At 64.1% G+C, this 16,596-nt stretch carries 16 protein-coding genes; 5 read left to right on the top strand and 11 right to left on the bottom strand.

Features of this window, described 5'->3' with window-relative positions:
- The first annotated feature begins 90 nt into the window (after positions 1 to 90).
- The 4 genes from S101446_RS05115 to S101446_RS05100 all read left to right on the top strand — a co-directional run bounded on the left by S101446_RS05115 (position 91) and on the right by S101446_RS05100 (position 4,147).
- Positions 91 to 816 (top strand): 16S rRNA (uracil(1498)-N(3))-methyltransferase, encoded by a 726-nt coding sequence (locus S101446_RS05115; RefSeq protein WP_087607814.1) that lies wholly within the window; start codon positions 91 to 93, stop codon positions 814 to 816.
- Positions 817 to 910: 94 nt separating this feature from the next.
- The gene (locus S101446_RS05110) at positions 911 to 2,323 is read left to right on the top strand and encodes a glutamate--cysteine ligase (protein ID WP_087607813.1); all 1,413 of its coding nucleotides are present in this window, start codon (positions 911 to 913) and stop codon (positions 2,321 to 2,323) included.
- 148 nt (positions 2,324 to 2,471) lie between these two features.
- Positions 2,472 to 3,428 carry an iron exporter MbfA gene (gene mbfA / locus S101446_RS05105; protein ID WP_087608839.1) on the top strand — a complete coding sequence of 319 codons (957 nt, stop codon included), beginning with the start codon at positions 2,472 to 2,474 and terminating at the stop codon, positions 3,426 to 3,428.
- Positions 3,429 to 3,502: 74 nt separating this feature from the next.
- Positions 3,503 to 4,147 (top strand): LolA family protein, encoded by a 645-nt coding sequence (locus S101446_RS05100; RefSeq protein WP_087607812.1) that lies wholly within the window; start codon positions 3,503 to 3,505, stop codon positions 4,145 to 4,147.
- Between the two features lie 57 nt (positions 4,148 to 4,204).
- Here the strand turns inward: S101446_RS05100 and rsmI are convergent, their stop codons facing one another.
- Positions 4,205 to 5,194: a 16S rRNA (cytidine(1402)-2'-O)-methyltransferase gene (rsmI, locus tag S101446_RS05095; RefSeq protein ID WP_244184518.1), complete on the bottom strand. Its 990-nt coding sequence runs from the start codon at positions 5,192 to 5,194 to the stop codon at positions 4,205 to 4,207.
- Positions 5,195 to 5,259: 65 nt separating this feature from the next.
- On the opposite strand from rsmI, the gene S101446_RS05090 reads away from it, so the two are divergent.
- Positions 5,260 to 6,519, top strand: coding sequence for a penicillin-binding protein activator (locus S101446_RS05090; RefSeq protein ID WP_244184516.1), 1,260 nt, complete (start codon positions 5,260 to 5,262; stop codon positions 6,517 to 6,519).
- Between the two features lie 32 nt (positions 6,520 to 6,551).
- On the opposite strand, the gene S101446_RS05085 is transcribed toward S101446_RS05090, so the two are convergent.
- The 10 genes from S101446_RS05085 to S101446_RS05040 form a co-directional block, all read right to left on the bottom strand.
- Entirely contained in the window at positions 6,552 to 6,902 is a 351-nt protein-coding gene (locus S101446_RS05085) for a hypothetical protein (protein ID WP_019091605.1), read from the bottom strand.
- A 160-nt stretch (positions 6,903 to 7,062) separates the two neighbouring features.
- The gene (locus S101446_RS05080; RefSeq protein WP_048850678.1) at positions 7,063 to 7,998 is read right to left on the bottom strand and encodes an LpxL/LpxP family acyltransferase; all 936 of its coding nucleotides are present in this window, start codon (positions 7,996 to 7,998) and stop codon (positions 7,063 to 7,065) included.
- Positions 7,995 to 8,981 (bottom strand): tetraacyldisaccharide 4'-kinase, encoded by a 987-nt coding sequence (gene lpxK / locus S101446_RS05075; RefSeq protein WP_087607810.1) that lies wholly within the window; start codon positions 8,979 to 8,981, stop codon positions 7,995 to 7,997. Before lpxK ends, S101446_RS05080 begins: the two co-directional genes overlap by 4 nt.
- Complete coding sequence (locus S101446_RS05070) at positions 8,981 to 10,282, bottom strand: 3-deoxy-D-manno-octulosonic acid transferase (protein ID WP_087607809.1); 1,302 nt, start codon at positions 10,280 to 10,282, stop codon at positions 8,981 to 8,983. The genes lpxK and S101446_RS05070 overlap by 1 nt, the downstream gene beginning before the upstream one ends.
- Positions 10,283 to 10,380: 98 nt before the next feature.
- A complete protein-coding gene (locus S101446_RS05065) occupies positions 10,381 to 10,872 on the bottom strand; it encodes a DUF934 domain-containing protein (RefSeq protein WP_087607808.1) in 492 nt (163 codons plus the stop codon).
- Positions 10,859 to 12,547: a nitrite/sulfite reductase gene (locus S101446_RS05060; protein ID WP_087607807.1), complete on the bottom strand. Its 1,689-nt coding sequence runs from the start codon at positions 12,545 to 12,547 to the stop codon at positions 10,859 to 10,861. Before S101446_RS05060 ends, S101446_RS05065 begins: the two co-directional genes overlap by 14 nt.
- The gene (locus tag S101446_RS05055) at positions 12,537 to 12,866 is read right to left on the bottom strand and encodes a DUF2849 domain-containing protein (protein WP_048850686.1); all 330 of its coding nucleotides are present in this window, start codon (positions 12,864 to 12,866) and stop codon (positions 12,537 to 12,539) included. Before S101446_RS05055 ends, S101446_RS05060 begins: the two co-directional genes overlap by 11 nt.
- A 141-nt stretch (positions 12,867 to 13,007) precedes the next feature.
- The gene (gene cysC, locus S101446_RS05050) at positions 13,008 to 14,894 is read right to left on the bottom strand and encodes an adenylyl-sulfate kinase (protein ID WP_010507817.1); all 1,887 of its coding nucleotides are present in this window, start codon (positions 14,892 to 14,894) and stop codon (positions 13,008 to 13,010) included.
- A 25-nt stretch (positions 14,895 to 14,919) separates the two neighbouring features.
- Positions 14,920 to 15,714, bottom strand: a complete 795-nt coding sequence (gene cysD / locus S101446_RS05045; RefSeq protein WP_010507818.1) for a sulfate adenylyltransferase subunit CysD — start codon at positions 15,712 to 15,714, stop codon at positions 14,920 to 14,922.
- Between the two features lie 81 nt (positions 15,715 to 15,795).
- Complete coding sequence (locus S101446_RS05040; RefSeq protein WP_087607806.1) at positions 15,796 to 16,488, bottom strand: phosphoadenylyl-sulfate reductase; 693 nt, start codon at positions 16,486 to 16,488, stop codon at positions 15,796 to 15,798.
- Positions 16,489 to 16,596: the final 108 nt, after the last annotated feature.

The following is a 16,596-nucleotide window of genomic DNA, read 5'->3' as shown; positions in this document are numbered from 1 at the left end:
GCTGCTAATGGCGAAACAGATGGGCCGGAAGACCCCGCCGGGTCAAGACCGGCCCCGGCTTTATGCAAGTGCGAAAGGTTACCGTCAGGCATGAGGGACTGCCCCCGACTGTTCATTTCCCCCGAAACAACTGACCCGATGGGGACCGGCGCCCTGCTGGACCTGGAACCGGGACAGGCCCATTACCTTGGTACTGTCCTGCGCCAGCAGGCGGGGGCAGCGGTCGCACTGTTCAACGCGCGCGACGGGGAATGGCAGGGTGTCATCGATCACCTGCGCCGGGATCGCTGTCGTATCCGGCTGGCGGCGCGGACTCGCGCGCCCATGGCGACACGGGGGCTGGGCCTGCTGTTTGCGCCGCTCAAGCGTGATGCAACCGAAACGGTCATCCGCATGGGTACCGAACTGGGGGTCACGCATTTTCGCCCGGTGGTAAGCGAACGCACCAACACCCATCGCATCAATGCAGCCCGTCTGGAAAGTATCGCGGTCGAAGCCGCCGAACAGTGCGAGCGACTGGACGTACCCACGATCGACCCGCTGGCGGACCTGCCGGTCGTGCTGTCCCGGTGGCCGGAAGACACAAGCCTTTTTGCCGCCCTTGAACGGTGTGCCACCCCGGCCGTTCCCGTCGTGGCGCGGGCAGGGGACTGTGTGCTGATCGGTCCCGAAGGTGGTTTTTCCCCGCGTGAACATGACATGCTGCGCGCGCGGCCATTCGTGCGGCCCCTGTCGCTTGGGCATCTTGTACTGCGGGCGGATACGGCGGCGGCGGCGGCGCTGGCTCTTGTCGGGGCTGGCCTCAAGGCCTTATGAGGGATGGGTCAATAAACACCTGCCCCCTCCGGCATGCGCGTTCAGCCTGTCGCCGGCGTTAATCTGACTGTCATTTGAGGATGTTGCCCCCGCCATGTCGAATCCCGGCGCGCATAATTCAACCGTAATCGAATCATTTGACCAGATGGTCGCAATTCTGGCGGCAGGTGCCCGACCCCGGTCCGAATGGCGGATCGGCACGGAACATGAAAAATTCGGTTTTGTGCGTCCCGATGCCGCAACGCCCCAACGCAGGGCCTGGTCATCGCCACCCTATGCCCCGCAGGGGATCGAGGCGCTGCTGCGCGGACTGGCGGCGGAAGCAGGCGGCAGACGGTGGGAAGAAATCATCGATCGCGGCGCGCTGATCGGCCTGAAGGGGCTGGCGGATGCGAAAGGCGGTTCGATTTCGCTGGAACCGGGGGGGCAGTTCGAACTGTCCGGCGCGCCGCTGGTTTCCCTGCATGATACCAGGTCCGAAATGGATCGCCACTTCGCCGCCATCCGCCCGATCTGCGACCGGCTGGGCATCGGTTTCGCCCCGCTGGGCTTTCACCCCACCGCGCGGCGGTCGGATATCCCGTGGATGCCCAAAAGCCGTTACGCCATCATGCGCGACTACATGCCCAAGGTGGGGACGCTGGGACTGGACATGATGCTGCGGACCTGCACGGTGCAGGTCAATCTTGATTTCGGGTCCGAAACGGACATGGCGCGCAAGATGCGGGTCTCGCTGGCGTTGCAGCCGGTGGCGACGGCGCTGTTCGCCAGTTCCCCATTCTATGAAGGCCATCCCAACGGCTATCTGTCCAATCGCGGGCGTGTGTGGACCGATACCGATAATGCACGCGCGGGCATGCCGCGCAGTTTCATGGAAGATGGTTTCAGTTTTGCGACTTACGTGGACTGGCTGCTGGATGTGCCGATGTATTTCGTCACCCGCGATGACCGGCTGATTGATGTTGCGGGCTGTTCGTTCCGCGACTGGCTGGCAGGACGCTGCCCGCCGGGGCTGGAGGGCACGCGCCCGACCATAGGCGATTTCGAGGACCACATGACCACGGCGTTTCCTGACGTGCGCCTGAAGCAGTTCCTGGAAATGCGGGGCGCGGATGCCGGTTCGCCCGCCATGATGCTGGCGCAGTCCGCGCTGTGGACCGGCCTGCTGTATGATGACGCCACCGTGCATGCCGCCGAAAAGCTGGTGCTGGAACATGGGTGGGATGACTATATCGCCATTCGTGGCGCGGTGCCGCGCACTGGCCTGGACACGCCATGGGGGCAGGGCACGCTGCGCCCGCTTGCCGCGCGCATGATCGAACTGGCGACCGACGGATTGCGGGCGCGCAATATCCGCGACGCGCAGGGACATGACGAGACCCGGTACCTTGCCCCCCTGCACGAAATCGCGGCCGGTGGCCCCACGCAGGCGGAAGCGTGGCTTGCGGCCTATCACGGGCGGTGGAAGGGGGACGTGACCCATATCTTTGCCGAAGCCGCTGTCTGACGGCCGGGATGGACCGGATGTGTTTTCAGTAAATGTGATCGAGAAGCATAATCACTTTCTGTTATTACTTTGGAAATACAACTGATAATTATTTTTAACTTTACAAATACTCTTGAGGTGGCGCAAGAATTTATGCATAGACTGGATGATGCGTAAATTCTCGTCCCTGACTGACCAGGAAATCCTCGCGCTGGCCATCTCCAATGAGGAGGAAGACGGGCGCATCTATTCCGATTTTGCTTACGCATTGCGGGAAAAATATCCCGATACATCCAAGATATTTACCGATATGTCGGTGGAAGAAGACAGCCACCGCCGCGACCTGATCGACCTGTACGCCAGCAGGTTCGGACCCCATATCCCGCTGATCCGCCGTCAGGACATCGCGGATTTCATCGTGCGCAAACCCGCATGGCAGATCCAGACACAGGGGATCGAGGCCGTGCGCCAGCATGCCCGCCAGATGGAAATGGATGCCGCGCGTTTCTACCGTCAGGCCGCGCTGCGCACCACCGATGCGGCCACGCGCAAACTGCTGGGTGATCTGGCCCATGCCGAAGACCGGCACGAACAGGCCGCCAACGCGATAGAACTGGACCGCCTGCCCATCAGCAAACGCGAAAGCGAGGACGAGGACGCGCGCCGCCGCTTCGTGCTGCAGGTCATCCAACCCGGCCTTGTCGGTCTTATGGACGGATCGGTTTCCACGCTGGCCCCTGTCTTTGCCGCGGCTTTCGCCACGCACCAGCCGTGGAATGCCTTCCTCGTCGGCATGGCGGCATCGGTGGGGGCAGGGATTTCCATGGGGTTTGCCGAAGCCCTGTCCGATGATGGCAAGCTGTCGGGCCGTGGTGCGCCGTTGCTGCGCGGGTTGATATGCGGGCTCATGACCACGGCGGGGGGGATCGGTCACACGCTGCCGTTCCTGATCGACAATTTTTCCACCGCCATGATCGCCGCCGTGATCGTGGTGGTGATCGAACTGTTTGTGATTTCATGGATCCGCTGGCGGTATCAGGAAACGCCGTTCGGTTCGGCCATCGTGCAGATTGTCATTGGCGGGCTGCTGGTATTCGTGGCCGGTGTGCTGATCGGCAGTTCCTGATCCGCCTGCCTTGATCTTACCCCGATGATGGGGCACCAGTAGGCGGGTACTTCCCGTATGGATCGTCCCGTATCATGAGATTTTCCCCTACCATCGCCGCCTGTGGCCTGGCCTGCCTGCTCGCCGGTGGTGGCCTTGTGCCCGCCGTCCATGCGCAGGAACAGATGGCCGTTGGCGCATCGGATCAGGACCATGCCCTGCTGGAGCGCGTTGAGCGGCATCTGGATGCGATCAGCCTGCTCAAGGCCCGTTTCCGCCAGACCGCGCCCGATGGCAAGCAGAGCACCGGGACCGCATGGATCGACCGGACGAATCGCCGCATGCGGTTCCAGTATGATCCCCCCAGCCCGCTGCTGCTGGTGGCCAATCACGATCAGGTTGTGTTCAACGACAGCCAGTTGGACCAGACCACCACCATGCCAATGGACAAGACGCCGCTGGGGCTGCTGCTGCGTCCGCACCTGCAACTGTCGGGCGACGTGACGGTCACCGGCCTCTCGCGTGAGGGTAACGTGCTGGAAATCACGGTCGTGCGCACCGATTCCCCCGGTGATGGCAGCATGACGCTGATTTTCCATGACAGCCCGCTGCTGCTGCGTGGCTGGATCATTCAGGACGCGCAGCAGGAAACCACCCGTGTTGACCTGCTTGATGCCTCGACCGGCGGTTCCATGCCGCCGGATTCGCTGTTCATTACCGACTTGCCCGAACAGCACTGAGCCGGATCGTACCTGTCAGGGCCGTATAGTTAAGGAAGTTCCTGGTAAAACTTTTTCTTATGTTCCGCGCGCCAGTTCCAGCGCGCGGGCATAGACGGTCCGCCGGGGCAGGCTGGTAATGCCCGCCACCAGGGCGGCCGCATCCTTGACCGACAGGGTGCGCAGCGCTTCACGCAATTGCGTGTCCAGATCCGTTGCCGTGCTGTCGCCCTGCAGGGGTGGACCAAGCACCACGGTAATTTCGCCACGGGCCGGGCTGTCCGCGTAATGGGCGGCCAGTTCGGCCACCGTGCCCCGACGCACTTCCTCAAACCGCTTGGTCAGTTCGCGCGCGACGGCGGCCGGGCGGTCGCCCCCCATGACATCGGCCAGTGTCGCCAGCATTTCCGCCAGCCGGTGCGGGGCTTCATGCCAGATCAGCGTGGCGGACAGGCCCGCGCATTCCGCCGCGTGCAACTGCGCCAGCACCTCGCGCCGCGCGGCCTCACGCGGGGGCAGGAAACCTGAAAACATGAATGGATGCGGGGGCAGGCCCGACAGGGTCAGCGCCATGACCGCCGCATTGGGGCCGGGCACGGCGGTAACATGCCCGCCCGCCGCCACGACCGCGCGCACCAGGCGGTAACCGGGATCGGACATGAGCGGCGTGCCCGCGTCCGATATCACCGCAATGCGCTGTCCCGTGCCCAGTGCATCCAGCAGGGCGGGGATCTGCCGGTCCTCGTTATGGTCATGCAGCGGGCGGGTACGGGTATGAATGCCGTATTCCCGCAATAGCCGCGCGCTGGTACGGGTATCCTCGCACAGGATCAGGTCAACGGATTCCAGCGTGGCGGTCGCGCGGTGGCTCATGTCCCCCAGGTTGCCAATGGGTGTGGAAACAAGGACAAGTTCTCCCGGCCGATGCACAACCGGAATGTCTTCATCCGCGTTCCCTGCATGACGGGGGGGCGTTTCTCCGCTATGAACCGTTGCTGGGGGAATGTCCGTCGGATGTTCCGCGGCATGTTGAGATTTTGAAGGCGAGGAAGATGAGGCGTCAGACATTCGGAACCCAGATGCAAGGACAGGATGTTGATTCTGCCTCTTCGCGCTTTGCATGCAAGCGCTTATTGTTTGCCGGCCTTGCGCTGTCGGCCCTTACGGCCTGCGCCGGCGGCGGTGGCCACCATCATGCCCCGAAGGCCGGACGCGGGGTGGGTGTCCTGCTGCCCCTGACCGGCACGAACGCCCATCTGGGGCAGGAAATGCTGACCGCGACCCGCATGGCCATGAATGCCCCGACCGCTCCGCCGCTGGATGTGCATGACACCGCAGCCCCCGGCAGCACCGCCGCGACTGCGGCGCAGGCCGCGGTCTCGGCCGGGGACGGGCTGATACTCGGGCCGCTGACCACGGATGATACGGCCGCTGCCGCCCCCGTTGCCACGGCGGCGCATGTTCCCATGCTTGCCTTCACCAGTGATATGTCCGTAGCCCAGCCCGGTGTCTGGACGCTGGGTATAGCACCCGAACAGCAGGTGCGCCGCATGGTGCTGGCCGCCCGGCAGCAGGGACGGCAGCATTTTGCCGCCTTCCTGCCTGAAAACCGTCTGGGCCATGCACTGGGGCAGGCGCTTCAGCAGGTATGCGCGGAAAACGGGCTGCAATCCCCGCAGATCATGTATCATGAGAGTACGCAGGCATCCGTTATCACGGGCCTGAAAACCCTGTCCGCCTATGAAACCCGCGCCGCCGCCGTAGCCCAGCCCCTGCCGGATGCGCAGCCCGAAGCCCCGCAGGCCGATACTGCGGTCGATCCTGCCAACCCCGATGGCGCACCCCCGGCAACAGCACCCGACCAGCCCGCGACGCCTGCCGCCACCCCGGATTTCCCGGCGCCACCGTTTGATGCCCTGCTGCTGGGGGATACGGGGCTGCAACTGGGCATGGTCATCAACGCCCTGGCCGAGACGCATGTGGACACCGCGCATGTGCAGATCATGGGACCGGGGCTATGGGGCGCTTTTGTCACCAAGCTGGCGGCCTTGCAGGGGGCATGGTACGCAGCCCCCGATCCGGCCAGCCGCCAGGCGTTCGTGCAGCAGTTCATGGCGCGTTATCACCACATGCCCACGCCATTGGCTGACCTGACCTATGACTCGGCGGCGCTGGTCAAGGCACTGGACCAGACACGCCCCGCAGGCAGCGCCAATGGTTATTCCGTGCAGGCGCTGACCCGGCCGGAAGGCTTTGGCGGGGTGGATGGCGCTTTTGGTTTTCTTGAAAATGGCAAGACGCGGCGTGATCTTGCAGTATTCCAGATCCTGCCGTCCGGTGGCAGCAGGATCGTCATACCCCCGGCGGGCAAGCTGCGCCGCAGCGCCAATTAGGCGCGAAAGGGGATGATATCTGTCGCGGCCGTTCAGGCCGCGACAGTGGCCCCGCAGGACAGTACCGGACGGATCGCATGCAGTGCGGCTTCAAAGCTGCGATAGGTTGCCAGCGGGCGTTCGTGAATCTGGTCGATCAGCACCCAGCCCATTCCTTTGCCTTCGGGGCGAACCATGTAGGCGGGGTTTGCGTTCTCACGTACCCAGACCAGAACGTGTTCCAGATCGATTTCATCATTTTCGTCGCGATCGGTGATGTCCGCATCACACAGGCCCATGCAGGCGCCCGCCTGCAGCCAGCGCATCAGGTATTCGCGGTGACGGGGCAGCAAGCCCTGCCGCAGGGAAACAACATTGGTGGCATATGCCTGCTGATCCATCATGTGCATTCCGTTGGCCCTCTGACTGTCGTGGTGTGACAATGTAGAAACAACGCTATTCCTGCATGGCAGCTTTGCCAAATTGAATTTGGGAATGAAAGCCGCAGAAACAGGCAGAAACCTTAAGCTGTGATAAAAAAGCAATAATATGTTGCAAATATGGTTATTTTTTAGGCTTTGTTTTAGGCAAATGCACATTCCATCGGCGGTGAAGCCATAGCCAACTGCCGGGATGCTGGCGGATGGTGCCTTCAATCCAGTCATTGACCATCTGGGTCAGGTCCGCCTGGTCCTGTGCCCGGTTGCCGCTATCGGGCAGGTCAAGCGGGGGATGGACGTGAATCCGCAACCGCGCCGGGCCCAGGCGTTCGACATAACCGGGAATGACGGGACAGCGCAGTTTGATCGCCATGGCCGCCATGGCCCCCGCCGTCATGGCGGGCAGGCCGAAAAACCGGGCGGCGACGCCATCATTCATTTTCTGGTCCACCAGCATGCCCAGATGCCCTCCCTTCAGGATATGGCCCAGCGCGCTGCGTGCCCCCTTGGCGCCCTTGGCAAACAGGGGAACAGGCTGTCCCATGGCGGCATCCCGCAGGTCACACAGGATCCGGTCAACCAGCGGGTTGTTCGGTGCGCGGTAGAAGGATGAAAATGGCAGGCCATACCGCGCCACGGCGGGCGGCAGCATTTCCCAGTTGCCGATATGCCCGGATACGAAAATGGTCGGGCCGCCGCGCCCTGCCTGCGCGGTCAGGTATTCCTCGCCCACCACGTCCCAGCCCGGGCCGCTGTCCGGATTGCGGGGCAGGGTGGCAAGATGGGGGAATTCGCCAGCATTGCGGCCAATGTTATCCCACATGTCCCGTATTACGCGGCGGCGCATGGTGGCGTCCAGTTCGGGCATCGCCATGCGCAGGTTGGCATCGGCAATGCGGGACACCGGTAGGCATGGTCCCACCATCCGGCACAGGAAACCACCCAGGTTGGAGGCCCGTACCGGGCCGATCCGGCGGAATATCGCCAGCAATCCGCGCACGAAGGCCGCTTCCAGATGCATCTGCCGGGTGATGGGGCGCGTGGGGGGGGCAACTGTCATGCGTCTGTCCTGCCCAGCCATAGGTCAAGAATGTGTTCGGGCATGGCGGGCGTGTCCCATGCCAGATGTACTCCGGCGGTCGTGACCTGCGCCCGCATGGCGGGGGGCAGGCGTATGGCGTCCTTTTCCGTTGTCACCAGGCATGCGTTCCATTGCGCGGCCAGTGCCAGCAGGTCGCTGCATTCCGTCCGGGTATAGGGGTGGTGGTCGGCAAACGCCATGCAGCGCAGGGGGGAAAGCCCCATGCCAATAAGCCCGTCAAAGAACTTCGCGGGCCGTCCGATCCCGGCAAAGGCGATAAGGGGCCTGTCGCGCGGCACGTGGCCGACATCCTGTTGCAATGTTGCGGCAAAACGGGGCGGTCCGTTTTCAATGCTGTCCAGAACGCCCTGCCGGTCAGCGCCGATCATCACCACGCCCCCCGCACGCGCCATGCCGGCATGGACCGGTTCGCGCAATGGGCCCGCAGGCAGGACACGGCCATTGCCGAATCCGACCGCGCCGTCCACAACCACCAGTGCGAGATCCTGATGCAGCGTAGGGTTCTGGAACCCGTCATCCATCAGCAGGCAGTCCGCCCCGTCCAGTACGGCCTGCCGGGCTGAAACCGCCCGGTCCGCGCCGATATAACACGGCGCGATCCGGGCCAGCAGCAGCGGTTCATCCCCTGCCTCACCTGCCGTATGGCGATCCGGGTCAACCCGTGTGCCTGCGGGCAGGTTTCCACCATACCCGCGCGAAAGAAAAGCCGGGTGACGCCCGCGGGCAATAGCGCGTTGGGCAAGGTCAAGGCCCAGCGGTGTCTTGCCCGTGCCTCCCACCCCGATATTCCCGCAGCACAGCACGGGCACCGGCGCGCGCCATCCGGTGCGTCTGACCCGACGGGCAGTTGCCGCTGCGTACAGATGCGATAGCGGCGACAGCAGGCGGGCGGCCCATCCCGGATGGGTGGGCGCACGCCACCAGAAGGCCGGGGCACGCATCACCGTTGTCCCAGCGCCAGAATCGCAAGGGCGACCTGCCGGGCAATGTCAGGATCGGAGGGAGAGGGATCAGGGAATGGATTACCGCCCCGGTCGGGATGCCGCAGTTGCATGACCACCCACTGCGCGATGTCCCGTGCCGTATGCACGTAATGGATGCGTTGCCCCATCCGGGCATAGGCCTGACGGAAATTGCCGGTTTCCGGGCCGGTGGCAATCGGGCATCCCGCCCGTGCCGGTTCAACGGGATTATGGCCGCCACCCGCGCAACCGGGCAGGCTGTTACCCATGAGGACCGGCGTGCCGAGGGCATAGAACAGCCCTGTCTCCCCCAATGTGTCGCATATCCATATGGTATCGCGCGCTGTGGGAAACTGTCCTGCCGCGCGGCGGGGCGGGGCATGATCCGCCAGTGCCGCAATGTCCGCCCCACGTTCCGGATGGCGGGGAATGATGATGGTCAGCGCATCTGGCACGGCCTGACGGATGATGGTGCTGGCGGCAAGGATTTCGGCTTCCTCCCCCTGATGGGTGGAAGCCGCCACCCAGACCGGACGACCGGCTAGGGCGCGTTCGATTGCGGCAAGGTCCGCCGGGTTGCACGGCAGGGGGGCTGCCGCATCTTTCAGGTCAGCGATCATATCGATCCGCCGCGCGCCACCATATTGCAGGCGGCGGGCATCTTCCGGCGTCCGGGCCATGATCCATGCAAGGGCGGACAGCATGCGGGCCAGCAGGCATCGCGCCTTGCCCCACCCGGCCAGTGACCGGTCCGACAGGCGTCCGTTGAGCAGCGCCAGCGGGATGCGCCGCCGTCTGCATGCCGCGATCAGGTTGGGCCACAGTTCACTTTCCACCAGTGCCGCCGCGTCGGGACGCCAGAAGTCGACAAACCGCGCAACCCAGCGCGGCACATCCAGCGGCGCGAACTGGTGCAGGACCCGTTCATGCCCGTTCGCGCCCGGCAGGCGCGCGTGCAGGATCTCGGCCGCCGTAATGGTGCCAGTCGTGACCAGGATATTAAGGGACGGGCTGATGGTCAGAAGCTGGCTGATAACCGGCAGCACCGAAATGCTTTCGCCAACACTTGCGGCATGCAGCCAGATCAGCGGGCCGTGGGGGCGGTCCACGCCGGCAATGCCACGGCGTTGCGGCAGGCTGGCCGGTATTTCCTTGCCGCGTTCCAGCCGACGCGACAGGTTCAGGCGCAGGACAGGGGCCAGCAGGCTGGCAACACCCCACCATCCCGCAGCAAGGACAGTGCCACACAGCCCCGCGCCCGTCATGTCCGGGCGCGTCATGTCCGTATCAGTCCGAAAGCATGGTGGTTGCGCATGCCCCTGCGGTAACACGCCCTGTCAGATGGGAAAAGGATGCAGGCGCCTTCCCCATCATGTCGTCAGGACAGGAAGCGGCGCAGCCCCAGTCCCTGCCTGCGTTCATGCAGGACGGAGGGCTGATAGGCGACCGAAATGATTTCGTGCGCCTGCTGCCATACGCTCAGGTCTTCCGTGCGTTCGGTCTGCACGGTGGTGACGCCGCAACGCAGCATGAATTCGTACTGGTCCGGCAGCGGCTTGCCGGTCGCCCGGATTTCCCCGGAAAATGACAGGTGTTCACGCAGTGCGCGGGCCTGTGTGAAGGCACGTCCGTCACGGAAGGTCGTGAACGTGACCGCCACCAGACCAAGGCGCGGCAGGGCAGGGCGCAGCAGGGCGACATCCACATCCGGCCCGATGGCGACACCCAGCGGCGCATCACCCGTGCGCGCCAGACCTTCCTCCAGCCGTGCAAAGGGCACGATCACGGCACCCGTTGCGGGAATGGGCGCGTCTTCGGCTACCGTGACCCAGGTGTCATCCACGATGTGGCCATTCTCAAGCAGGGGCATAGACGGCGTCCTTGAAGCTGGCGGCGCCAAGACGCCGGTAGGTATCGATAAACTGCTCGTCACCCTGACGCAGCACCAGATAGGTATCAATCAGGCGGGCGATGGCATCGACCGTTTCATCTTCCGGCAGCGCCGGGCCGATGATCTGCCCGATGGCCACGTCGTTGGCGGCCGAGCCACCAAGGGTCAGCTGGAAGAATTCCTCGCCGCGCTTGTCCACCCCGAGGATGCCGATATGACCCGCATGGTGGTGACCACAGGCGTTGATGCAGCCCGAGATGTTGATATGCAGCCTGCCTATGCGTTCCTGCAGTTCCGGATCGGCAAAGCGGGCGCTGAGCTTCTGTGCGATGGGAATGGAACGCGCATTGGCCAGCGAGCAGTAATCCAGCCCGGGGCAGGCGATGATATCGCCCACCAGCCCGATATTGGGCGTGCCCAGACCGGCCGCGACCAGCCTGGTCCACAGTTCACGCAGGCGGTCCTTGCGCACATGGCCCAGCACCACGTTCTGCATGTGCGTGACGCGGATTTCACCAAACGACCAGCCATCGGCCAGTTCGGCGATCAGGTCCATCTGGTCCGCCGTGACATCACCGGGGATGCCGCCATCGGGCTTGATGGAAATGACGGCGCTTATGAAACCGTCATTGCGGTGCGGGTGGGTGTTGGTGCGCACCCAGCGGTCAAAGGCGGGATCAGCCTTGCGGTCGGCGGCAAGCTTCTGCGCCGCATCAGCCGGGGCCGCCAGTTCGGGGATGCCGAACCGCGCGCGGATGCCGTCAACAATGGCAGGGTCCAGACGGTAATCCGCGCGGTCCATCAGCGCGAATTCCGCATCGACCTTTTCACGGAACGCCTCGACACCCAGCGCCTGGACAAGGATCTTGATCCGGGCCTTGTACATGTTGTCGCGGCGGCCATAGGCGTTGTACACGCGCACGATGGCCTCAAGGTAGGCGACAAGGTCTTCTTCAGGCAGGTTGTCGCGCAGTTGCACGCCAATGACCGGCGTGCGGCCAAGTCCGCCACCCACGAACACGTCAAATACCGGCCGGCCCTGCGCGCCGGGGCGGGCGACCAGCCCGATGTCGTGGAAGCGCGCTGCCACGCGGTCATGCGGGCTGCCGCTGATCGCGATCTTGAACTTGCGCGGCAGGAACGAGAATTCCGGGTGCAGAGTGGACCACTGCCGCAGGATTTCGGCATGAATGCGCGGGTCCAGCAGTTCATCGGCGGCGGCGCCCGCGAACTCGTCACACGTCACGTTGCGGATGCAGTTGCCGCTGGTCTGGATGGCGTGCATGTCCACCTCCGCCAGACGCTGAAGGATGTCGGGCGTATCCTCCAGCCTGATCCAGTTGAACTGCATGTTCTGGCGCGTGGTGAAATGCCCGTAATCACGGTCATACGTACGCGCGATATGGGCCAGCATGCGCATCTGGTCCGACCCCATCATGCCATAGGGCACGGCAACCCGCAGCATGTAGGCATGCAACTGCAGGTACAGGCCGTTCATCAGGCGGAGCGGCTTGAATTCATCCTCGCTCAGGTCGCCTGCAATGCGGCGGTTCACCTGCTCGCGGAACTGCGCCACGCGCTGGGACAGAAAGGTCCGGTCCACCTGGTCATAGGCATACCGGCCAACCGGCAGGGTTGCGGTGTCAGTGGACATTGGATGTCTCCACAGGGGCAAAATCGGGGTGGACGCTTGGCCCGAACGCACGGATGCGTTCACGTACCGTAAGCGGGGACAGGCCAGCAGCCGACGGGTCAAGCTGCACGCCATAGATACCCACCAGTCTGCGGGCATCCGGCGCGGCCTTGGCCTGCCTTATCGCGTCTTCAATATCCGCATTGTCGAAAACACGGGCATGCCCGATATGTTCCGACCATCCCCGCGGTGTCAGCCAGACAATGCGGCCATCAAGCAGGCGGTTGGCGGTAATGACGCTGGCACCGGTCGTATCCCGGCGGTTGTTCCTGACATCCACTTGTGAACCGATCCTTTCCAGACAACAGGCGGTCTACCTGCCGTGACTGGTACAAAAAGGCGCCAGACATGTAAACTGGCGCCCATAACCTAAACCCGGTCCTGCATGGGGTCAGACAGGACCTGCCCGACCCCGTTGTCATCAGGACTTCTGACGCTGGGCCGCCCCGTCAAGGCGGGTTTCCTCGCCAATGAAGGCGGCAAGGCGTGCTGCCGTCTCATCGCTCGACGCATTGGCCGTTTCCAGCCGCAGGTCGGGCTTCACGGGTGCTTCATACGGCGCATCGATGCCGGTGAAGCCTTCGATCTTGCCCGCGCGCGCGGCGGCATACAGCCCTTTGGGGTCGCGCTCCTCACACGTGGCCTGCGGCGTGTCGATGAAGATTTCATGAAAACCGTCACCCACGATCTGGCGTGCCAGTTCACGGTCCGCAATGGTGGGCGAGATCAGGGCGACGATCACCACCTGTCCGCTTTCCGCAAGGATGCGGGCCACGGCGGCAGCGCGGCGCACGTTTTCACGACGGTCCGCTTCGGAAAAGCCAAGGTCCGAGCACAGGCCCGCGCGCAGCGTGTCGCCATCCAGAACCGAAACATCGACCCCGCGTGCGAACAGGCGCGTTTCCGCCCCGCGCGCCAGCGTGCTCTTGCCCGCGCCCGGCAGGCCGGTCATCCAGAACACGCCACCACGATGGCCCTTGGCCTGCGCGCGATCCCACGGCGACACGGCGCTGCCGGTCGGGTGGATGGCGTTGCGGCCCGCGACACTTTCGGCAATGCCGATCAGGGGTGCGCCACCGACGATCTGCTGGTTACGGTCCACCAGCACGCCACGTCCGTCCGACGTGCCCGGTACGAACGCGTCGAACAGCATGGTTTCGGAAACCGCCAGCGTGATTTCGGCAAAGCCTTCGGGCGGCACTTCCTCGGCAGGGTGCTCGGTCAGGTCTTCCAGGCGCACCACGGAATCAATGGCCGCCACCGTGACCTGGTGTTCCGCCGTGGCAAGGCGCAGCTTGAAGCTTTCGCCCACGCGCAGCGGTTCCTGACGCAGCCAGAACAGGCGCGTGCGGATGCGTGCGGCACGCAGCGGTGCCGCGGATGCGGGATACAGGAAGTCGCCCCGGTCGGGAATGACGTCGGGTTCCAGCGTCACGGCCACGGACTGGCCCGCAATGGCGGCCACCTGCGGCGCCGTGTGCCAGCTTTCGATGGTGGCGATGCGTGCGCGCGCGCCGTGAACGCCAACCACCACCTCGTCGCCTACGCGGATGCGGCCGCGTTCGATGCGACCGACGACAATACGCTTGGTATCGAAGCGGTAGACATCCTGCACCGGCAGGCGCAGCGGCAGGTCGGCGCGCGATGACGGGGCGGGAACGGCGGCCAGCGCCTCGGTCAGGGTCGGTCCCTTGTACCACGGCATCTTGTCCGAACGCGACGCCATGTTGTCGCCTTCACGCGCGGATGCGGGGACGAACACGGTCGGTTCGATTTCAAGCTGGTGCAGCAGGGCGGTGATGTCGCGCTCGGCCGCTTCGATCTTCTTCTGGTCGTAGTTGAAGATATCGACCTTGTTCATCAGCACGATGACATGGCGGATGCCGATCAGGCGCAGCAGCATGGCGTGGCGACGGGTCTGTTCCTGCGCGCCTTCGTTCGCGTCAACCACCAGCACGGCGGCTTCGGCATCGGCCGCGCCGGTGATCATGTTGCGCAGGAACTGACGGTGGCCCGGTGCATCCACGATCACGAACTGGCGCGTGCCCAGCCGGAAGGGGATGCGGGTGGAATCCACGGTCACACCCTGGTCACGTTCGATCTGCAGGCTGTCGAGCAGGAAGCTCCATTCAACCGTCAGGCCGCGCTTCTTGCTGGATTCAATGATCTGCGCGACACGCCCGTCGGGCAGGCTGTCGGTATCATACAGCAGGCGACCGATCAGGGTGGACTTGCCATGGTCGACATGACCCACGATCACGATGGGGGTGGCGGCTTCCTGCGGGGCAGGGGTCGGGATTGTACTCATTGTAATATAACTCCGTCCTGTCCGATCAGAGGTAGCCGGCCACGCGCAGGCGTTCGAACGCGTCCTCGGATTCATGATCCATGGCGCGTCCCGCGCGTTCGGATGTGCGCGACGTTTCCAGTTCCGCAATCACTTCGGCCACGGTTGACGCATTGCTTTCGACCGGGCTGGTGATGTCCTGGTCGCCCAGCGAGCGGTAGCGCTTGCCGTCTTTCGCGAAATACAGGTCAACCAGCGGGATGTCCTCGCGCTCGATATAACGCCAGATGTCGATTTCACGCCATGACAGCAGCGGGTGGACGCGCACATGCATGCCGGGTTCGTGCGGGGTGGCGTACTGGTCCCAGAATTCGGGCGGCTGGTTGCGCACGTCCCACTTGTGGCCAGCGCCACGGGGGCTGAACACGCGTTCCTTGGCACGGGTGGCCTGTTCATCACGGCGGATACCCGCGATCACGCCCGCCAGCTTGTACTTGTCGATCATCGCGGCAAGGCCAGCGGTCTTGCGCGCGGCGGAACGCGCGGCAGGCGGCAGGGTGGGGTCGATGTCTTCCACCGGCGGGCAGTCGCCCAGCAGCAGTTCCAGGTTCCACTTCTTGGTGTATTCATCGCGGAACCTGTACATTTCCGGGAATTTCTTGCCGGTATCGACATGCATGACCGGGAACGGCACGCGGCCAAGGAACGCCTTGCGTGCCAGCCACAGCATGACGTTGGAATCCTTGCCCAGCGACCACAGCATCGCCAGCGGCTTCAGCTTCCGGTAGGCTTCGCGCAGGATGAAGATGCTCTGGGCCTCTAGTTGGTCGAGATCGTCCATGGAATTACAGACCTTCCGTAACAGGAAAGAAAACAGGGGAAACTGGCGGCCTCAGCCCGGCCGGTGAAGGGGCGTCCCGCCTCAGGACGCCTTGCGGACATGGATACCACATTCCGTCTTGCTCTGTCCGGCCCAGCGGCCCTGGCGGGGATCCTCGCCTTCGGCCACGGGCCGCGTGCATGGCGCGCACCCGATGGAGGGATAGCCCCGCAGCGTCAGCGGATGGCGCGGCAGGTTGCGGCGCGTCATTTCGGCATCGAGTTCACGCGGGGTCCAGCTGATCAGCGGGTTGAGCTTGATCTTGCCGCCGGGCGCGTCCTCCACGACCGGCAGGCCCTGACGGGTCGCGGCCTGCGTGCGCTTGCGGCCCGTGATCCACGCATCAAAGGGGATCATGGCCTCATCCAGCGGTTCGACCTTGCGCAGCGCGCAGCAGGCATCGGGGTCGAAAGCCCATAGCTGGCCCTCGGGGTCGCGGCGTTCGATCTGCCGGGGGGCGGGGTGCAGGTCACGCACGTCGCGCAGGCCCAGCACGCGGGCCAGTTCCTGTCGGTAGGCCAGCGTTTCGGGAAAATGCTGGCCCGTTTCAAGGAACATGACCGGGACGGCGGGATCGATCTCGGCCGCCAGCGCCAGCATGATGGCTGATTCGGCCCCGAAGGATGAAACAAGCGCAATACGTCCGCGCAGCCGCGTCAGGGCAACACGAAGCACGTCGGAGGCATTTTCCCCCGCCTGCTTCAGTTCTGCCATAATGTCCGCATTGATGCGCATAATCTCCCCCAGACCGGATTTTACACTAGGCTATGGCGTTCTTTTCCCGCCACACCTAATCCCCGTGGTTTGTAAAATCAAGGCATGGTCCGGCATTTACACATAATA

This window comes from Komagataeibacter europaeus (genome assembly GCF_002173515.1).
GTDB classification, from domain to species: Bacteria; Pseudomonadota; Alphaproteobacteria; order Acetobacterales; family Acetobacteraceae; genus Komagataeibacter; species Komagataeibacter europaeus.
The sequence above is the reverse complement of the archived record's forward strand: the minus strand, read 5'-3'. Positions and strand labels throughout refer to the sequence as shown.

Bases quoted from the DNA above. Each gene is read 5' to 3' on its own strand.
- S101446_RS05115 (WP_087607814.1), top strand. From the start codon at position 91: ATGAGGGACTGCCCCCGACTGTTCATTTCCCCCGAAACAACTGACCCG.
- S101446_RS05110 (WP_087607813.1), top strand. From the start codon at position 911: ATGTCGAATCCCGGCGCGCATAATTCAACCGTAATCGAATCATTTGAC.
- mbfA (WP_087608839.1), top strand. From the start codon at position 2,472: ATGCGTAAATTCTCGTCCCTGACTGACCAGGAAATCCTCGCGCTGGCC.
- S101446_RS05100 (WP_087607812.1), top strand. From the start codon at position 3,503: ATGAGATTTTCCCCTACCATCGCCGCCTGTGGCCTGGCCTGCCTGCTC.
- rsmI (WP_244184518.1), bottom strand. From the start codon at position 5,194: ATGTCTGACGCCTCATCTTCCTCGCCTTCAAAATCTCAACATGCCGCG.
- S101446_RS05085 (WP_019091605.1), bottom strand. From the start codon at position 6,902: ATGATGGATCAGCAGGCATATGCCACCAATGTTGTTTCCCTGCGGCAG.
- S101446_RS05080 (WP_048850678.1), bottom strand. From the start codon at position 7,998: ATGACAGTTGCCCCCCCCACGCGCCCCATCACCCGGCAGATGCATCTG.
- lpxK (WP_087607810.1), bottom strand. From the start codon at position 8,981: ATGCGTGCCCCGGCCTTCTGGTGGCGTGCGCCCACCCATCCGGGATGG.
- S101446_RS05070 (WP_087607809.1), bottom strand. From the start codon at position 10,282: ATGACGCGCCCGGACATGACGGGCGCGGGGCTGTGTGGCACTGTCCTT.
- S101446_RS05065 (WP_087607808.1), bottom strand. From the start codon at position 10,872: ATGCCCCTGCTTGAGAATGGCCACATCGTGGATGACACCTGGGTCACG.
- S101446_RS05060 (WP_087607807.1), bottom strand. From the start codon at position 12,547: ATGTCCACTGACACCGCAACCCTGCCGGTTGGCCGGTATGCCTATGAC.
- cysC (WP_010507817.1), bottom strand. From the start codon at position 14,894: ATGAGTACAATCCCGACCCCTGCCCCGCAGGAAGCCGCCACCCCCATC.
- cysD (WP_010507818.1), bottom strand. From the start codon at position 15,714: ATGGACGATCTCGACCAACTAGAGGCCCAGAGCATCTTCATCCTGCGC.
- S101446_RS05040 (WP_087607806.1), bottom strand. From the start codon at position 16,488: ATGCGCATCAATGCGGACATTATGGCAGAACTGAAGCAGGCGGGGGAA.